This window comes from Pseudomonas sp. SDO524_S393, assembly GCF_054071875.1.
The window spans coordinates 12,199-28,417 of sequence record NZ_JBSVVZ010000001.1 but is presented as its reverse complement, the minus strand read 5'-3'; the positions used below and the strand labels follow the sequence as shown (position 1 = coordinate 28,417).

The window sequence follows — 16,219 nt, the reverse complement described above, 5'->3', positions numbered from 1 at the left end:
TTTCCCGGGCGTCGATCAACTGTCGATAACCCGCTGCAAGTGAATCGCCAGCTCGGTGGCAAAGCGGCGTTCCGGCGTTTCCACGTCGATGCCGAACAATTCCTGGATCCGCGCCAGGCGGTAGCGCAGGGTGGTCACATGCACCCCCATCGCATCCGCGCAAGCCTGGCTGCGGCAGCTTTCGCGCAGGTAGGCGGTCAGGGTTTCCAGGTACGGCGTCTGGTGTTTGCGGTCGTGTTCCAGCATGGCGCCCACGCTTTCGTTGACGAAGGTGCGGATGTCTTCACCGCCCACGGCCGCGACGAAGATCGGGATCGGGCCGAAGTCCTGGTCGGAAATCGGCCCGCTGCGCCCGAACGAACGGGCAATGTCGAGCAACCGGCGGCAGCGCTCCCAGGCCACGGGATAGTCGTCCAGCACCTTGCACACGCCACTGGCCAACAGCAGCGGTTCGCCGCCCAGGTAATGGGCCAGGTCATCGGCGATCTGGCGCTTGACCTTGGCCCGGCGTTCGCGACCGTTCGGTTCTTCGGCCGGGACCAGGCAGACCAGGCCGTTGTCGACGCTGATCACCGTGGCCGGGATCGCCGCACGGGTGAGGATGCGCGCCACGTTGTGGTGCAGGTTCCGCGCTTCGCGGGCCTTGCTGCCGTAGTCGATGATGAGCATCTGCTGTGCGCTGTTGAAGCCGATGCCCAGGCGCCGGGCGCGTTGCTGGATATCCTCGGCGTCGCGCCAGCGGCCTTCCAGCACTTCGAACAGCAGTTCGGTCTGGGTGCGGGTCTCGAAGCGAAAGCGGATAAAGCTGCGCATCATCTGCACGCTCAGGGCGAACTTGGCGCTTTCCAGCATCAGCAAATCCAGCTCGTTGACCGGCGCCGCCACCGGAAACAGCACCAGCGCGCCCACCAGCTCATGGTCGACCATCAGCGGCTCGATCTGCGCCCGCAAGGTGAACTGGCGCTGGCCGTCATCCAGGAACAGATTGACGGTGTTGCGCAGCGCACTGCGCAAGCTGTCCTGGGCAGCCTGGGTGATCTGCACGCTCAACACACCGGCAACGGCGCTTTGCCAGGCGGCGTCGTCGAACAACGTGGTGTCGGGTGAACGCCCCGCCACCACCTGGTTGGCGGTGAAGTCCACGGCGATCACCGGGTTGGGTAACTGGTTGCCGACCATCAACGACAGCGACGTCACCGAGCCCCCGCCCAATACGTGTTCCAGCATCGAGGTGTGCACGTGCAGCGCCTGTTGCATGCGTTCGGCGGCGCGGCGCTGGGTTTCCAGCTGACGCTGGCGCTCCACGGCGATGGCCCCCAGGTGAATGATCATGCCGAGGAATACCCGGTCTTCTTCGGAGGCGGCCATCAGCGTGCGCGAGATCACGCTGAGCACCATGGGCCGGCCTTCGAAGTCGGTGCAGTTCATCGGCATCACCATCACCGTGCGGTAATCACGCTCCACCGAATCACGCCGGTAGCCCGGGTATTCGCAATCGCGCACGTCATGGATGAACACCGGCTCGTTGCGCTGCAAGGCGGTCATTACCGGGCTGGAGGACAACTCCCAACTGTCCACCAACGGCCGCTGCACCAGGGTCGGGTCGTGCCGGGCGATCACATGGCCAAAGCCTGCGTCCATGTCGATGGCCATGATCGAACTCATGGTCCAGTGCGTGTGGCGGCAGCTGGCGTACACCAGTTGGTGCAGCATCGACTGCAAGTCGCCGCCCGAGTTGATCTGACTGGCCACGTCGCGCAGCGACAGTATCTGCATTTCTCGATTCAAGACGCTCACCTGAACGTGGGGATCATGACAGCCAAGGTGCCTGCCCGGCCCGCCTTATACTTGCTCCACTTCCTAGCAATGTCCAGCGCATTTATCCGCCGAACCGCAGGAAGACGGGTTTTGCCTTTGCCCCTAGCCTTGGGCAAAACCAACCACAACAAGGGCGACACCTCATCATGAATCTGGACAATCTGGGCGTCAGGAAGTACTGCACCTTCATCGAGGAAACCTTTATCGAAGGGGGCAAGGAAGCCGGCCAACCCATCACGCTGATCGTGGTGGCCGCTATCCTGAAAAACCCCTGGGCCGGCCAGGGCTTCGTCGAAAACCTGCGCCCCGAAATCCTGCGTCTGGCCCCGGGCCTGGGCCACGAAATGACCCGCCGCCTGATCGCCCTGATGCCGGGTGGCAAGGTCGAAGCCTTTGGCAAGGCCGCCGCCGTCGGTGTGAATGGCGAGATCGAACACGCCTCGGGCCTGATCCACACCCTGCGTTTCGGCAACCTGTTCCGCGAAGCGGTGGAAGGCACCGCCTACCTGAGCTTCACCAACACCCGCAACGCCCCGGGCGCCCTGCTCGCCCTGCCGATGGTGCACAAGAGCGAGACCGGCAAGCGCTCGCACTTCCTCACCGCCAACTTCCAGGTGGCCGACGCCCCGGGCCCGGACGAAGTGCTGATCGCCATCGGCGCCTCCGACGGCTCCCGCGCCCACCCGCGCATCGCGGATCGCTACCAGGACATGGCAGAGATGGAGGCGGAGAAGTCTTAAACAAAAACCGGCCCAGCCACAGGGATTAGCGCGAACCCCAGCAAAACCGGCCGCACAATTCCGGTTTTTCGACGCAAGCCCACGGCGCCACTCGCCCGTAGGCTTGCCTCAACACCTAATAACAGGAGCACTCCGATGCCGAGCACCGAGATCAGCGCCAACGTTGCAGCCGTCGACCCAGGAGCCTTGCGCCAGGCGTTCGGCACGTTCGTGACCGGCGTGACCGTGATCACCACCCATGACGCCGAAGGCAACCCCCGGGGCATGACTGCCAATTCGTTCACCTCGGTGTCCCTCGATCCACCGCTGTTGCTGGTGTGTGTCGGCAAATCCGCCGCCAGCCACGACGCCTTCGCCACCAGCGAACAGTTTGCCGTCAACCTGCTGCACGAAGGCCAGGTCGACGTCTCCGGCACCTTTGCCTCCAAGTCGCCGGACAAGTTCCACACGGTCAACCACGACACCGTACACACCGGCGCGCCGATCCTCACCGACAGCCTCACCTGGTTCGACTGCTCCGTGCACCAGCGCATCGACGCCGGCGATCACCTGGTGCTGATCGGCCAGGTCCGCGCCTTCGGCACCAGCCCCAAGCTGCCCCTGTGTTTCTGCCGGGGGCGCTACGCGAATATCCAGGACCCGCTGCCCGCCAGCTGGCTGGACTCGCACAAGATGATCATCGGTTACCTGATCGAAACCGACGGCGCGATCCTGTTCCGCGCCGACGGCAAGGGCGGCTGGACGCTGCCGGTGGCCGGCAAGCGCAAAGGTTTTATCGACGCCGGGACCAGCGCGTTGCCGGTTGAACTGGAGTCGACCTTTTTGTACTCGGTGTTCGATGTCGACGACACCGACCCGGGCTTTCTGATCTACCGCGCCCAACTCGGCGCACTGGACGGCGAACTGCCCGACACCCTGCGCTTCTTCCCGCTGGACGAGCTGCCCATCGAACAGATGCCCGTCAACGAACTGCGTTCGGTGGTGCGCCGCTACGCCCGCGAACGCGAAAACCAGCAGTTCGGCATCTACACCGGTTCCGCCGCCAGCGGCCGCATCGCGATGCTCGAAAACGCCCCGCTTTGATCCACACAGGACACTTGCATGAAAACCACGGTCAGCGCCCTTGAGGGCAATCGTCTCAACCTGTTTATCGACGGCCGCTTCGTCGCGCCCGAGAACGGCACTTATGTCGACAGCTTCGACCCCACCACCGGTCAATCCTGGTACCAGTTCGCCCAGGGCGATGCTGGCGATGTGGGCCGCGCGGTGGCCTCGGCCAAGCGCACTTTCCATGACCCGCAGTGGCGCAACATGACGCCCACCGCACGCGGCAAGTTGCTCTACCGCCTGGCCCAACTGGTGGCCGAACACGCCGAAGAGCTGGCCCTGCTGGAAACCCGCGACAACGGCAAGCTTCTGCGGGAGATGAGCGCGCAGATGAGCGCCCTGCCCGACGCCTATACCTACTTCGCCGGCATGGCCGACAAGCTGCAGGGCGACGTGATCCCGGTGAACAAACTCAACCAGCTCAACTACAGCAGCCGCGAACCGCTGGGTGTGGTGGGCATGATCACGCCATGGAACTCGCCGCTGATGCTACTCACCGGCACCCTTGCGCCGTGCCTGGCCATCGGCAACACGGTGGTGATCAAACCTTCGGAACATGCCAGCGCCTCGACCCTGGCCCTGGCCGAGCTGATCATCGAAGCCGGCTTCCCTGCCGGGGTGGTCAACGTGGTCACCGGCAACGGCGCGGTCACCGGCGAAGCGCTGACCCGTCACCCGGACATCGCCAAATACGTGTTCACCGGCAGCACCGACACCGGGCGCCGCATCGCCGGCAACGCGGCGAACAACCTGGTGCCGTGCCAGATGGAACTGGGCGGCAAGTCGCCCCATGTGGTGTTTGCCGACGTGGACATCGAGAAGGCGGTCAACGGTGTCGTGTCCGGCATCTTCGCCGCCGCCGGGCAAAGCTGCGTGGCCGGTTCGCGGTGCTTTGTCGAGGCCTCGATCTATAAGCCGTTCGTCGAAGCGCTGGTGGCGCGCACCCAGCGCATCACCGTCGGGCATCCGATGGAAGCCAACACCGACATCGGCCCGCTGGCCTTGCAGGCCCAATTGCAGAAGATCGAAGGCTACATCGCCAGCGGCCTCCAGCAAGGCGCCCAGGCCGCCATCGGTGGCAAGCGCCCGAGCGCCGCACACCTGAGTGAAGGCTGGTACTTCGAACCGACGGTGATGGCCAACGCCAGCAACGACATGCCGTTCATGCGCGACGAATTGTTCGGGCCGGTGGTGGGGGTCATGCCGTTCAGTTCCGAAGCCCAGATGATCAGCCTGGCCAACGACACCTCCTACGGCCTGGCCTCGGGCATCTGGACCCAGAACATCGACCGCGCCCTGCGTTTTGCCAACCAGATCGACGCCGGCACGGTGTGGATCAACACCTACCGCAGCTCGGCCTACATGTCGGCCAACGGCGGCTTCAAGCAGAGCGGCTACGGGCGACGCGGCGGCTTTGATGTGATGCGCGAGTTCTCCCGCGCCAAGAACGTGGTCATCGACTATTCCGGCGAGATGCAGGACCCGTTCGTCATCCGCCTGCGCTGATTATTCAAGGAGCCTCACATGAAATTTGCCGTATCCCTGAGCATGGAACGTTTCTCCCCGGACGTGCCGATGCAGACCGTCATGGCCAACCTGTTGGAGTTGGCGAAGATCGCCGATGAGGGCGGTTTCGAAACCCTGTGGACGTCCGAACACCACACCCTCGAATGCACCATTGCGCCCAACCCGTTCCAGACCCTGACCTGGCTCGGCCAGCACACCGAACGCATTCGCCTGGGCACCGCGACCATCGCGGCGGCCTACTGGCACCCGATCCGCCTGGCCGGCGAAGCCGCGTTGTGCGACCACCTGACCAAAGGCCGCCTGGAGTTCGGCATCGCCCGAGGCTCCTATCAGTACGAATTCGACCGCATGACCCCGGGCCTGCAACAGCAGGAAGGCGTCGGCTACATGAAGGAGCTGGTGCCGGCGGTGCAGAAACTCTGGGCCGGTGACTACGCCCATGACGGCCACTACTGGAAATTCCCGCTGACCGCCGCGGTACCCAAGCCCTTGCAAAAGGACCACCCACGTATCTGGGTGGCTGCGCGCGACCCGGGCACCTTCGACTGGGCGGTGGGCATCGGCGCCAATATTCTCTCCACGCCGTTGTCGATGCCCGCGGCGGAAATCGCCGTGCTGGGCGAGAAATTCAACAAGGCCGTGGCCGACAACCCCCACGTGCCGCGTCCACGTTTCATGATGCAGCGCCGTACCTGCGTCTACGCGAACGCCGACGATTGGCAAGTGCCGGTGCAACACAGCATGGACTTTGGCCGCGCCTTCGAAAACCTGATGCAGAACGTCGGCACCGTGCACAACGGTTTCCCCGAACCGGTACCGTTCGAAGCGGTGCGCGGCAAGGAGAACTACAACCCGGAAAACATCCGGCGCAACCTGATGTTCGGCACCCCGGACGAGATCATCGCCAAGCTGCTCGACTACGAAGCCGCCGGCGTCGACCAGTATTGCCTGGGCCTGACCTTCAACCTGCCGTTCGAGCTGCAAAAACAGACCCTGCGCCTGTTCATCGACGAAGTGATGCCGGTGTTCGCCGAACGCGAGCGCGCCAAGCGTCGCGAAACGGTGACGGGATAAGCCCATGAGCGACTCACGACAACTGCACGTGGCCAACGTCACGCTCAATTACCGCCTCGACGGGCATGGCCCCCGCGCGCTGGTGTGCATCCATGGGGTGGGCTCCAGCCTGGACGCCTGGCGCGAGGTGGTGGCGGAGTTGATCGACGATTTCACCGTGCTCACGTTCGACCTGCGCGGTCACGGCCAGTCGTCGCGCACACCGGGACGCTACGAAATCGACCACCTGGTCGGTGAAGCCTTGGCGCTGGCCGAGCACGTGGGCTTCGGCGCGTTCGACCTGGCCGGGTTTTCGCTGGGCGGCCTGATTGCCCAGCGCCTGGCCCTGACGCATCCCGAGCGGGTGCGGCGGCTGGTGCTGCTGTCGACCGTCGCCGGGCGCAACGTCGAGGAGCGCGAGCGTGTGGCAGCACGCCTCGCCGCCCTGCAATCCGGCGAGCCGGTGGCGCATTACGAAGCGTCGCTGGCGCGTTGGCTGACCGAGGACTTCCAGGCGCGCAACCCCGATGCGGTGCTGCGTTTGCGTCAGCTGAACGCGGCCAACGACCCAGGCTGTTATGCGGCGGCGTACCGGGTGCTGGCCGAGTCGGATTTCGGCGAGCAACTGGGACAGATCCGCTGCCCCACGCTGATCGCCACCGGTTCCGACGATCTCGGCTCCAACCCGCGCATGGCCGCCTATATGCACGAGCGCATCCAGGGCTCGACGCTGCGCATACTGCCGGGCTTGCGCCATTGCATTCTGATCGAGGCGCCGCAGCAGGTGGCGGCCCTCATGCGTGACTTCCTGACCGATTCGGAGACCCACCATGGATAAATCATTACAGGCCCAGGGCGAAAACGTACGCCGCCAGGTACTGGGCAATGCCTACGTCGACCAGGCCCTGGGCAAGGCTGACGATTTCTCGCGGCCGTTCCAGGCCGTGCTCAACGAATATTGCTGGGGCATGGTCTGGACTGACGACGCCCTGGACCTCAAGCAACGCAGCCTGCTCAACCTGGGCATGCTCGCCGCGCTGGGGCGCATGGACGAATTCGGCACGCATTTCTGCGGTGCCCTGCGCAACGGCCTGACCGACGACGAACTGCGCGCCGCCCTGGTGCAGATCGCGGTGTACTGCGGCGTGCCCGCCGGCGTGGAGGCCTTTCGCGTGGCGCGCAAGGCCCGGGACAGCATGGCCGCGGCGCAGAGCCCGACCGGCTGACGCCCGGCCCTTGCACCGCCCTGCCGCTCATGCTGTAAGTGATGTGTACAACAACAAGAAATTTTTGCGACTGCACCCTTGCGACTGCACCACCAAGTGACCTTTTACTGCCGGTAGCCCAAAAATTTCGATTGACGAAATATCCGCAGATAGCAAAACAACAATTGGAGGCAATTGGTGAGCGAACGACTAAAGATCGAGAACCTGTACAAAGTGTTCTCGCAGACGCCCGACCGAGCCATGCAGCTCTTGACCGCCGGTGCCAGCAAGGACCGGATCCTGGCCGAGACCGCCACGGTGGTCGGCCTCAATAACGTATCGCTGTCCATTCCCACGGGCGCGATCTACATGATCATGGGCCTTTCGGGCTCGGGCAAATCGACCCTGGCGCGCTGCATCAACCGGCTGAACGAGCCCACCGCCGGCAAGATCCTGCTGGACGGCAAGGACCTGGTGAGCCTGAACGAAAACGAGCTGCGCGAAGTGCGCCGCACACGCATCTCCATGGTGTTCCAGCACTTCGCCCTGCTGCCGAACAAGACCGTGATCGAAAACACCGAATTCGGTCTCAAGCTGCGCGGCGTGCCCCTTGCCGAACGGCGCAAGCGCGCCCTGGAAGTGCTCGGGGTGGTCGGCCTGGCCAAGTGGGCCGACCACCATCCCCATGAGCTGTCCGGCGGCATGCGCCAGCGGGTCGGCCTGGCCCGTGCGCTGACCACCGACGCCGATGTGCTGATCATGGACGAAGCCTTCAGTGCCCTCGACCCACTGATCCGTACCGAGATGCAGGACGAGTTGCTGCGCCTGCAACGCACCCTGAAAAAAACCATCCTGTTCATCACTCACGATTTCCAGGAAGCGCTGAAGCTGGGCACGCGCATCGCGATCATGGCCGACGGCCAAGTGGTGCGCGAAGGCACGCCACAGGAAATCGTCGCCGACCCGGGCAGCGATTATGTCGCCGGGTTCACCCGCGAAGTGGACCGCTCGCGGTTGTTCGATGCGCGTTCGATCATGCGCCCCGCCGACACGCTGCTGGCCCAGGGCGATACCCGCGTCGTCGGCAACGACAGCGCCAGCGCCTTTGTCCTCAACGCTGCGGGCAAAGCGCTGGGCGTGCTCGACTCCGGCGCGTTGCTGGCGGTGGGCGCCGGCAGCGATGCCCTGCAACGCCTGTCGCCGCAATTCGTCAGCGTGCCGGCCAACGCCAAGCTGGTGGAAGTGGCGCGCCTGCTCAAGCCGGGCCTGCCGGTGGCAGTGGTGGACGCCGACGGGCTGTTCGCCGGCACCCTCGACAGCGCCGATATCCTCGATTGCATCGCCAGCGTCCCGCCCCCTCGCCCTGCCGTTTCGGAGGTTGCACACCATGCTTAAGTCAGAAGACCTCGCTGTATTTCCCGTGGACCAATGGATCAGCCAGGGTGTGGAATGGATCGGCATTCACCTGCGCCCGTTGTTCCAGGCGATTCGCTGGCCCGTGGAGCACCTGCTGGCGCTGAGTGACACGGTGATCCACGCCATTCCGTTCCCGGTGATGGTGGTGCTGATGTTCCTGATCGCCTACCGCGCCGCGCGCCTGGGCGTAGCGCTGTTCAGCGCCGCGGCACTGATCGTGATCGCCGCGCTGGGGGTGTGGGACGAAGCCATGACCACCCTGTCGCTGATCACCACCGCGATTGTGATCTGCATGATCGTCGGCATTCCCGTGGGCGTATGGTGCGCCCGCAGCGAACGGGTGTGGCGCGTGATGCGACCGATCCTGGACATCATGCAGACCACGCCGACCTTCGTGTACCTGGTGCCGGTGGTGATGCTGTTCGGCGTGGGCACCGTGTCGGGCGAAGTGGCGGTCGTGATCTCCGCCTGCCCGCCCCTCATCCGCTTCACCTACCTGGGCATCCGCATGGTCGAGACCGAACTGGTCGAAGCCGGCCTGGCGTTCGGCGCCGACCGTCGCCAACTGCTCTGGGAAATCCAGTTGCCCCTGGCGATCCCGACCATCCTTGGCGGCCTCAACCAGACCGTGCTGACCGCCATGGTGATGTCGGTGGTGGTGGCGATGATCGGCGCCGAAGGCCTCGGCCTGGTGGTGCTGCAGGGCCTGGGACGCATGGACGTGGGCCGCGCCGCCGTGGGCGGGATCGCCATCGTGCTGCTGGCGATGATGCTCGACCGCATTACCCAGAACCTGGCGCAACCCACACCGCAAAAACGCAAGTCACTGTTCAAGCGCTTGTTCACCCTGCGCGCGGTAAACGCATAACAACCAATCATGAATGCCCGTTATTGACTGCCACCCTTTAACCATAACGAGAAAAACAAAGAGGAAATCATGATGCATCCAGTCAAAACCTTGCTTGGCGTTGCGGCGGTGCTGTACCTGGGGAGCACTTCGGTGCTGGCCGAAAGCTTGCCGGGCGATGGCAAGACCATCCGCTTCGTGCAGTCGGAAAGCACCGGCGGCAACTACGTGATCACCAAGATCGCCATCGAGGCCGCCAAGCGGCTCGGTTACGCGAGCAAATTGAGCACCGTCAACACCACGCTGTTCTTTCCGGCGGCGGCCCAGGGCGACCTGGACCTGTCGATGGACGTGACCTTGCCACAGCTTCAACCCAGCTTCGACAAGGTCAAGGACCGTACCGAAGTGGTCGGTGGCGGTTCCATCACCGGCGCCGGCTACAACGGCTACATGATCGACAAGAAGACCGCCGACGCTTACCACATCACCAGCCTGGAACAGCTGAAAGACCCGAAGATCGCTGCCCTGTTCGGCAAGAACGGCAAGGCCGACCTGATCAGTTGCGACCCGGGCTGGGGCTGCGGTGACGTGGTGGACTACCAGCTCGACAAGTTCGGCCTCAAGGCCACCGTCAACCCGGTGCGCGGCAAGTACGAAGCACTGATGTTCGAAAACGTCGCCCGCCTCAAGCGCGGCGAACCGGTGTTTTTCTACGCCTGGGCGCCGTCGTGGATGACCAACACCATGGTGCCGGGCAAGGACGTGGTGTGGCTGCCGACGCCGTTCGATGCATTGCCGGGCAACGTACCCAGCACCACCAGCGCGCTGACCCCTGGCGTGGAAGGTTGCGCCGGCGGCGCCGACCCGTGCCGCATGGCCATGGCGGCATGGAACTGGTACGCGATCGGCAACAAGCAGTTCATTGCCGCCAACCCGGCGGTGAAAAAGCTGGTGGAACAGATGACCTTCCCGCAGGCCACCTGGAGCTACTGGGAAAAAACCATCAGCCAGGACGGTTCGAGCGAACGCAACATTCGCAAGCTCGCGGATGACTGGATGAGTGAAAACAAGGCCACCTTCGACGGCTGGATCGCCAACGCCAAGGCCGCCCAATAACCCCCGCGCCCCTTGTGGGAGCCGGGCTTGCCCGGCTCCCACAGAAATCACCGGAAATGGCACCGGCAATCAGAAAAAAACCACTGCCACGCCCCGACCAAACCGACTTTTTCCCGCGCTGCCCTGCCCTAGCATGACTGCACTCAGACGATTGGGAGTGACCACCATGACGTACCAACACCCACTGCTGTTCAAGGCGCTGTGCTATGTCGACGGCCATTGGGTCCACAGTGACAGCGCCAGCAGCATCGCCGTGCACAACCCGGCCACACAGGCAGTGATCGGCCATGTGCCGATGCTCGAACAACCGCAGATTGCCGCCGCCATCGACGCCGCGCACCGCGCCTTCCCCGCCTGGCGTGAACAGAGCCTTGAGGCGCGCGCAACGATCCTCAAGCGCTGGGCCGCGTTGATCCTCGAACATCAGGAAGACCTCGCCCGTATCCTCAGCCAGGAACAAGGCAAGTCCCTGGCCGAGTCCCGTGGCGAAATCGCCTACGCCGCCAGTTTTATCCCGTGGTTCGCCGAAGAAGCCCGGCGCCTCTATGGCCAGAACATCCCCAGCCATATTCCCGGCGCGCACCTGGGCACGGTCAAGGAACCAGTGGGCGTCTGCGCCCTGCTCACGCCATGGAATTTCCCTTCGGCGATGATCACCCGCAAAGCCGCCGCCGCGCTGGCCGCCGGTTGCACGGTGGTGGTCAAGCCGGCCCACGAAACCCCCTACTCGGCCTTTGCCCTGGCGCAACTGGCCGAAGAAGCCGGGTTTCCCGCCGGGGTGTTCAACGTGGTGCTGGGCGAGCCACAGATGACCATGCAAACCCTGGTGCAGGACAGCCGCGTGCGTTCGGTGAGCTTCACCGGCTCCACGCGCGTCGGCAAGCTGGTGCTGCAAGCCGCGGCCCAGGATGTGAAAAAGGTCGCGCTGGAGCTGGGCGGCAACGCACCGTTCATTGTGTGTGCCGATGCCGACCTGGGCCTGGCAGTGAAGGTGGCCGTGGAAGCCAAGTTCCAGACCTCCGGCCAGGATTGCTGCGCGGCCAACCGCATCCTCGTGGACCGTTCGGTCTACCCGGCGTTTCTCGCCCGCTTCGCCGCCGCCGTGCGCGAACTGAGGGTGGGCCCGGCCCTTGTGGGTGACCGGGAGCAGGCGGTGGATGTGGGCCCATTGATGCACCAGGCCGCCTTCGACGTGACTGCCGAGCGGGTGGCCGACGCGCTGCAACAGGGCGCACAACGCCTGGTCGGCGGCGAGGCTCATGCCCTCGGCGGCCTGTTCTACCAGCCCACCGTATTGGCGGATGTCACGCCCGGGATGCGCATCTACCGCGAAGAAAACTTCGCGCCCATCGCCGGGGTGATGCCCTTCGACAGCCTGGACCAGGCGGTTGCCCTGGCCAATGACACCGAATACGGCCTGGCGGCCTACATCTGCTCCAACCGGCTCGACCTGATCTACCCGCTGATCCGCCGCCTCGACCACGCCATGGTCGCGGTCAACGGGGTGAAATTCACCGGCCACCCGATTCCGTTCGGCGGCATGAAGGCCTCGGGCCTGGGCCGTGAAGGCGGCACCGAGGGCTTCGAAGCCTTTGTCGAAACCAAATACTTTTGCCTGCACCACCAAGGACAATTCCCAGGAGACTCGCAATGAACCACGAACTCGACCGCCTGTTCGAACAGGACCGCGCGCACTTCATGCACCCGTCCACCCACGCCCACGACCATGCCAGCGGCGCGCTGAAAGGTCGCATCATTCAAGGCGCCTCGGGCATCCGCATCCGTGACCACGAAGGGCGCGAGCTGATCGACGCCTTTGCCGGCCTGTACTGCGTGAACATCGGCTATGGCCGCACCGAAGTGGCCGACGCCATCCACAAGCAGGCCAAGGAGCTGGCCTACTACCACACCTATGTCGGCCACTCGACCGAGGCGATCATCGAGCTGTCGAGCCGCATCATGGACTGGGCGCCGCAGGGCATGAAAAAGGTCTACTACGGCCTGTCGGGTTCCGACGCCAACGAAACCCAGATCAAGCTGGTGCGCTACTACAACAACGTGTTGGGTCGCCCACAGAAGAAGAAAATCATCTCCCGCGACCGGGGCTACCATGGCTCGGGCATCATGACCGGCAGCCTCACCGGCCTGGCCGCCTTCCATCAGCATTTCGACCTGCCGGAACAGGGCATCAAGCACACCGTGTGCCCGCACTGGTACCGCAAGGCACCGACCGGCATGGATGAAGCCGCATTCGTGCGCTATTGCGCCGACGAGCTGGAAAAAATGATTCTGGCCGAAGGCCCGGACACCGTGGCCGCGTTCATCGGCGAGCCCGTGATGGGCACCGGCGGTATCGTGGTGCCGCCGACCGGTTACTGGGACGCGATCCAGGCCGTGCTGAACAAATACGATGTGCTGCTGATTGCCGATGAAGTGGTGTGCGCCTTTGGCCGCCTGGGCTCGAAAATGGGCAGCCAGCGCTACGGCATGCGCCCGGACCTGATCACCACGGCCAAGGGCCTGACCAGTGCGTACGCGCCACTGTCGGCGGTGATCATCGGCGAGAGGGTGTGGAGCGTGATCGAAAAGGCCTCCACCACCGAAGGCGCCATGGGCCACGGCTGGACCTACTCCGGACACCCGATCTGCGCCGCCGCCGCGCTGGCCAACCTCGACATTCTGCAACGCGAAAACCTCACGGAAAACGCCGAACAGGTGGGGGGTTACCTCAACCGGCGCCTGCGCGAAACCCTCGAAGGCCACCCGCTGGTGGGCGAAGTGCGCGGTGACGGCATGCTCGCCGCCGTGGAATTCATGGCCGACCGCGAGCAGCGCACGCCGTTCGACGCCGCGCTGAAAGTCGGCCCGAAAGTCTCGGCCGCCTGCCTGGAACGCGGCATGATCGCCCGCGCCATGCCCCACGGCGACATCCTCGGCTTCGCCCCGCCGCTGATCCTCACCCGCGAAGACGCCGACCTGATCGTCGATATCACCGTCGGCGCGATAGACCAGGTGGCCAACGAAGTCCTCGGTTGAACACGGCGTACACCCGGCAGGTATGCGTTATCGTTGACGACCTCCGCCGGCAAGCCAGCGCCCACATTGGAGCTCTATTGTTGGCGAGAACGTGCCCGGCGCGATGACCCTGCTGGCAGAGCTTTTTCAGCCACTGCCAATCCCCTGTGGGAGCTGTCGAGCCCCGGCGAGGCTGCGAAGACGGTGGGTCAGGCGGCATCTGTGTTAGCGGTGCCGTCGTCTTCGCAGCGATGCGGCGACCCGACAAGCCAGCTCCCACAGGTTTTGTGTTTCAACCAGGGACTTCCCGGGTTGGCAAAATCCCTGTAGGAGCTGTTTTAAGTCTGTGGCCTGTGGAGTTTTTCCTTGATGCACAAGCTTGACCGTTACGACCTGAACATCCTGCGCATCCTCTCCGAGGACGGGCGCATCACCAAGTCCAGCCTGGCCGAGGCGATCAACCTGTCGGTGACCCCGGCCTGGGAGCGCGTGCGCAAGCTGGAAAGCGCCGGCCTGGTCAAGGGCTACCGCGCGGTGATCGACTGGAGCCAGGTGTTCAAGAGCCAGCAACTGCTGGTGGAAATCACCCTGGCCCGCCACACCGCCCAGGACATGCGCCGCTTCGAACAGCGCATGGCCGAGGCCGCGGAGGTGGAGTTCTGCTACGCCACCGGCGGCGGCGTGGACTACATCGCGATGATCCGTGCCGCCGACATCGATCAATACCAACGCTTCATCGACCAGTTGTTGGTGGAAGACCTGGCCATCGAACGCTACTTCACCTACATCGTCACCAAGACCATCAAGACGCCCGGCGCGGTGCCGGCGCAAGCGCTGGGCAATCCGTCGCTCAACGGCTAAGCCCGACGCCCGGGAAATACGCCTCCAAACTGTCAACTTCCCTGGATGCTACGATCCCTGCAAGGTAGCCATCCGGGCGCACCAGCATCCAGTCCCCTTTCGCCAGACCATAGGCACGCTGAAGATGGCCTTGCGCGTCGATCAGCTCATCGCCTGCCCCTACGTGATGAATCGCCAACCCGGGCCGAGGTGCGACCAGCCCACGCGGCGCCTCGAACGCCAGCAACGTCCACTGCGGCCCGCGCAGCAGGTCGAACACCCGCTGCGGCTGGCCGCTCGCGCCGGTCAGCGGCGCATCCGCGGCGCGGTCGCCAGCCATCCGCGCACCTGAGCGGGCAGACGTTTGCAGGGCCAATGCAGACCCGGCATACCCCAGGTCGAGCTGCTGCACTTCCCGGCCCCGGCGCATGTCACCGTCTTTCATCGCCCCCAGCAGGCGGGTGGCCAGCCCGAGCACAGAGGCCGCCACGGGACGCCGCTCCTGCTCGTAAGTGTCGAGCAATGCATCCGGGGCACCGCGGCTCACCGACGCCAGTTTCCAGCCCAGGTTGTAGGCGTCCTGCACGCTGGTGTTGAGGCCCTGGCCGCCGGTGGGCGGGTGGATATGGGCGGCATCGCCCACCAGCAGCACACGCCCCACCCGGTAGTGGTCGGCCAACCGCGCATTCATGGTGTAGGCCGACGCCCAGGACACCGCCCGCACCTGAATATCATCACGCCCGGTACGCTGCGCGACGAGGGCGGTCAGGCCTGGGGCACTGAGGTCGACCTCGGCGTCCAGCGGGACCGGCGCCTGGATCTGGAACAGCTCGGTACCGGCCAACGGGCACACCGCGATTTGCCGCTGCGGGTCGGCGTCACCGAAGCGGTGCCAGGCCTCTCGCGACAGCCCGGACAATTCCACATCGGCCACCAATGCACGCACGCCGAGGGTCTTGCCGGGGAAGCCGATATCCAGCGCGTGCCGGACAAAGCTGCGGCCACCGTCGGCGCCGACCAGCCAGCGGGCGCGCAGGCTTTCTTCGCCCGACGCGCTCGACAACCTGGCGGTGACGCCTTCAGCGTCCTGCACAAAGCCGATCAACTCGCAGCCGAACTCGGGCCGGCCGCCCAGTTCCAGCAGGCGTTCACGCAGCACCCGTTCGGTCAGAAACTGCGGCACCATCAATGGCAGCTGGTACGGTTCGGCGGGCGTCGGCACCCTGCCCTCGGTGAAATCGGCGTCGATGCAGGTGCCGTCGTCGCGGTATCGCCGTTCAGTCGGATAGACTCCTCCTGCGGCCATCAGGCGCTCGAGCACCCCGAGGTCTTCGAAGACTTCCTGGGATCTGGGCTGAATGCCCTTGCCCCGCGAACCATGGAAGGGTTGCGCGTTTTTTTCGATCAGGCGTACGCCGATGCCCCTGCGGGCCAGGTCAATCGCCAGGGTCAGGCCGGCGGCACCGGCACCGCAAATCAGAACATCGACAACGGATTGCGCTTTCATACGGATCACCTATATGTGCAATATGCAC

Annotated in this window: 14 protein-coding genes; 12 read left to right on the top strand and 2 right to left on the bottom strand. The window is 64.6% G+C overall.

All coding sequences use genetic code 11. The features are described from left to right. Window positions 1-15: 15 nt before the first annotated feature. Window positions 16-1,776, bottom strand: a complete 1,761-nt coding sequence (locus tag ACW9IB_RS00110; protein WP_457411684.1) for a helix-turn-helix domain-containing protein — start codon at window positions 1,774-1,776, stop codon at window positions 16-18. A 188-nt stretch (window positions 1,777-1,964) separates the two neighbouring features. Here ACW9IB_RS00110 and ACW9IB_RS00105 point away from each other — a divergent pair, with 188 nt between their 5' ends. The 12 genes from ACW9IB_RS00105 to ACW9IB_RS00050 all read left to right on the top strand — a co-directional run bounded on the left by ACW9IB_RS00105 (window position 1,965) and on the right by ACW9IB_RS00050 (window position 14,705). Then, window positions 1,965-2,558 (top strand): amino acid synthesis family protein, encoded by a 594-nt coding sequence (locus ACW9IB_RS00105; protein WP_457411681.1) that lies wholly within the window; start codon window positions 1,965-1,967, stop codon window positions 2,556-2,558. A 135-nt stretch (window positions 2,559-2,693) separates the two neighbouring features. Then, on the top strand, window positions 2,694-3,641 hold the full coding sequence (locus ACW9IB_RS00100; protein WP_457411678.1) for a flavin reductase family protein: 948 nt from the start codon (window positions 2,694-2,696) through the stop codon (window positions 3,639-3,641). 18 nt (window positions 3,642-3,659) lie between these two features. After that, entirely contained in the window at window positions 3,660-5,171 is a 1,512-nt protein-coding gene (locus ACW9IB_RS00095) for an aldehyde dehydrogenase (protein ID WP_457364283.1), read from the top strand. Between the two features lie 18 nt (window positions 5,172-5,189). Next, window positions 5,190-6,266: an LLM class flavin-dependent oxidoreductase gene (locus ACW9IB_RS00090; RefSeq protein ID WP_457364282.1), complete on the top strand. Its 1,077-nt coding sequence runs from the start codon at window positions 5,190-5,192 to the stop codon at window positions 6,264-6,266. A 4-nt stretch (window positions 6,267-6,270) separates the two neighbouring features. Beyond that, entirely contained in the window at window positions 6,271-7,083 is an 813-nt protein-coding gene (locus tag ACW9IB_RS00085) for an alpha/beta fold hydrolase (protein ID WP_457411676.1), read from the top strand. Beyond that, window positions 7,076-7,471, top strand: coding sequence for a carboxymuconolactone decarboxylase family protein (locus ACW9IB_RS00080; RefSeq protein ID WP_457364280.1), 396 nt, complete (start codon window positions 7,076-7,078; stop codon window positions 7,469-7,471). The genes ACW9IB_RS00085 and ACW9IB_RS00080 overlap by 8 nt, the downstream gene beginning before the upstream one ends. Window positions 7,472-7,648: 177 nt before the next feature. Continuing rightward, window positions 7,649-8,845: a quaternary amine ABC transporter ATP-binding protein gene (locus ACW9IB_RS00075; protein ID WP_457411674.1), complete on the top strand. Its 1,197-nt coding sequence runs from the start codon at window positions 7,649-7,651 to the stop codon at window positions 8,843-8,845. Then, the gene (locus tag ACW9IB_RS00070; RefSeq protein ID WP_457411672.1) at window positions 8,838-9,734 is read left to right on the top strand and encodes an ABC transporter permease; all 897 of its coding nucleotides are present in this window, start codon (window positions 8,838-8,840) and stop codon (window positions 9,732-9,734) included. The genes ACW9IB_RS00075 and ACW9IB_RS00070 overlap by 8 nt, the downstream gene beginning before the upstream one ends. A gap of 69 nt (window positions 9,735-9,803) precedes the next feature. After that, window positions 9,804-10,829, top strand: coding sequence for a glycine betaine/L-proline ABC transporter substrate-binding protein ProX (gene proX / locus ACW9IB_RS00065; protein ID WP_457411670.1), 1,026 nt, complete (start codon window positions 9,804-9,806; stop codon window positions 10,827-10,829). A 166-nt stretch (window positions 10,830-10,995) separates the two neighbouring features. After that, window positions 10,996-12,483, top strand: a complete 1,488-nt coding sequence (locus ACW9IB_RS00060) for an NAD-dependent succinate-semialdehyde dehydrogenase (protein ID WP_457411667.1) — start codon at window positions 10,996-10,998, stop codon at window positions 12,481-12,483. Then, window positions 12,480-13,865: an aminotransferase gene (locus ACW9IB_RS00055; protein ID WP_457411664.1), complete on the top strand. Its 1,386-nt coding sequence runs from the start codon at window positions 12,480-12,482 to the stop codon at window positions 13,863-13,865. Before ACW9IB_RS00060 ends, ACW9IB_RS00055 begins: the two co-directional genes overlap by 4 nt. A 348-nt stretch (window positions 13,866-14,213) precedes the next feature. Continuing rightward, complete coding sequence (locus ACW9IB_RS00050) at window positions 14,214-14,705, top strand: Lrp/AsnC family transcriptional regulator (protein ID WP_457364274.1); 492 nt, start codon at window positions 14,214-14,216, stop codon at window positions 14,703-14,705. Here the strand turns inward: ACW9IB_RS00050 and ACW9IB_RS00045 are convergent. Continuing rightward, entirely contained in the window at window positions 14,695-16,191 is a 1,497-nt protein-coding gene (locus ACW9IB_RS00045) for an FAD-dependent oxidoreductase (RefSeq protein ID WP_457411663.1), read from the bottom strand. The two genes, ACW9IB_RS00050 and ACW9IB_RS00045, sit on opposite strands and share 11 nt — an antisense overlap. Window positions 16,192-16,219: the final 28 nt, after the last annotated feature.

Excerpts from the sequence above, each read along its gene's own strand:
- ACW9IB_RS00110 (WP_457411684.1), bottom strand. The coding sequence starts at position 1,776 with ATGCAGATACTGTCGCTGCGCGACGTGGCCAGTCAGATCAACTCGGGC.
- ACW9IB_RS00105 (WP_457411681.1), top strand. The coding sequence starts at position 1,965 with ATGAATCTGGACAATCTGGGCGTCAGGAAGTACTGCACCTTCATCGAG.
- ACW9IB_RS00100 (WP_457411678.1), top strand. The coding sequence starts at position 2,694 with ATGCCGAGCACCGAGATCAGCGCCAACGTTGCAGCCGTCGACCCAGGA.
- ACW9IB_RS00095 (WP_457364283.1), top strand. The coding sequence starts at position 3,660 with ATGAAAACCACGGTCAGCGCCCTTGAGGGCAATCGTCTCAACCTGTTT.
- ACW9IB_RS00090 (WP_457364282.1), top strand. The coding sequence starts at position 5,190 with ATGAAATTTGCCGTATCCCTGAGCATGGAACGTTTCTCCCCGGACGTG.
- ACW9IB_RS00085 (WP_457411676.1), top strand. The coding sequence starts at position 6,271 with ATGAGCGACTCACGACAACTGCACGTGGCCAACGTCACGCTCAATTAC.
- ACW9IB_RS00080 (WP_457364280.1), top strand. The coding sequence starts at position 7,076 with ATGGATAAATCATTACAGGCCCAGGGCGAAAACGTACGCCGCCAGGTA.
- ACW9IB_RS00070 (WP_457411672.1), top strand. The coding sequence starts at position 8,838 with ATGCTTAAGTCAGAAGACCTCGCTGTATTTCCCGTGGACCAATGGATC.
- proX (WP_457411670.1), top strand. The coding sequence starts at position 9,804 with ATGATGCATCCAGTCAAAACCTTGCTTGGCGTTGCGGCGGTGCTGTAC.
- ACW9IB_RS00060 (WP_457411667.1), top strand. The coding sequence starts at position 10,996 with ATGACGTACCAACACCCACTGCTGTTCAAGGCGCTGTGCTATGTCGAC.
- ACW9IB_RS00055 (WP_457411664.1), top strand. The coding sequence starts at position 12,480 with ATGAACCACGAACTCGACCGCCTGTTCGAACAGGACCGCGCGCACTTC.
- ACW9IB_RS00050 (WP_457364274.1), top strand. The coding sequence starts at position 14,214 with ATGCACAAGCTTGACCGTTACGACCTGAACATCCTGCGCATCCTCTCC.
- ACW9IB_RS00045 (WP_457411663.1), bottom strand. The coding sequence starts at position 16,191 with ATGAAAGCGCAATCCGTTGTCGATGTTCTGATTTGCGGTGCCGGTGCC.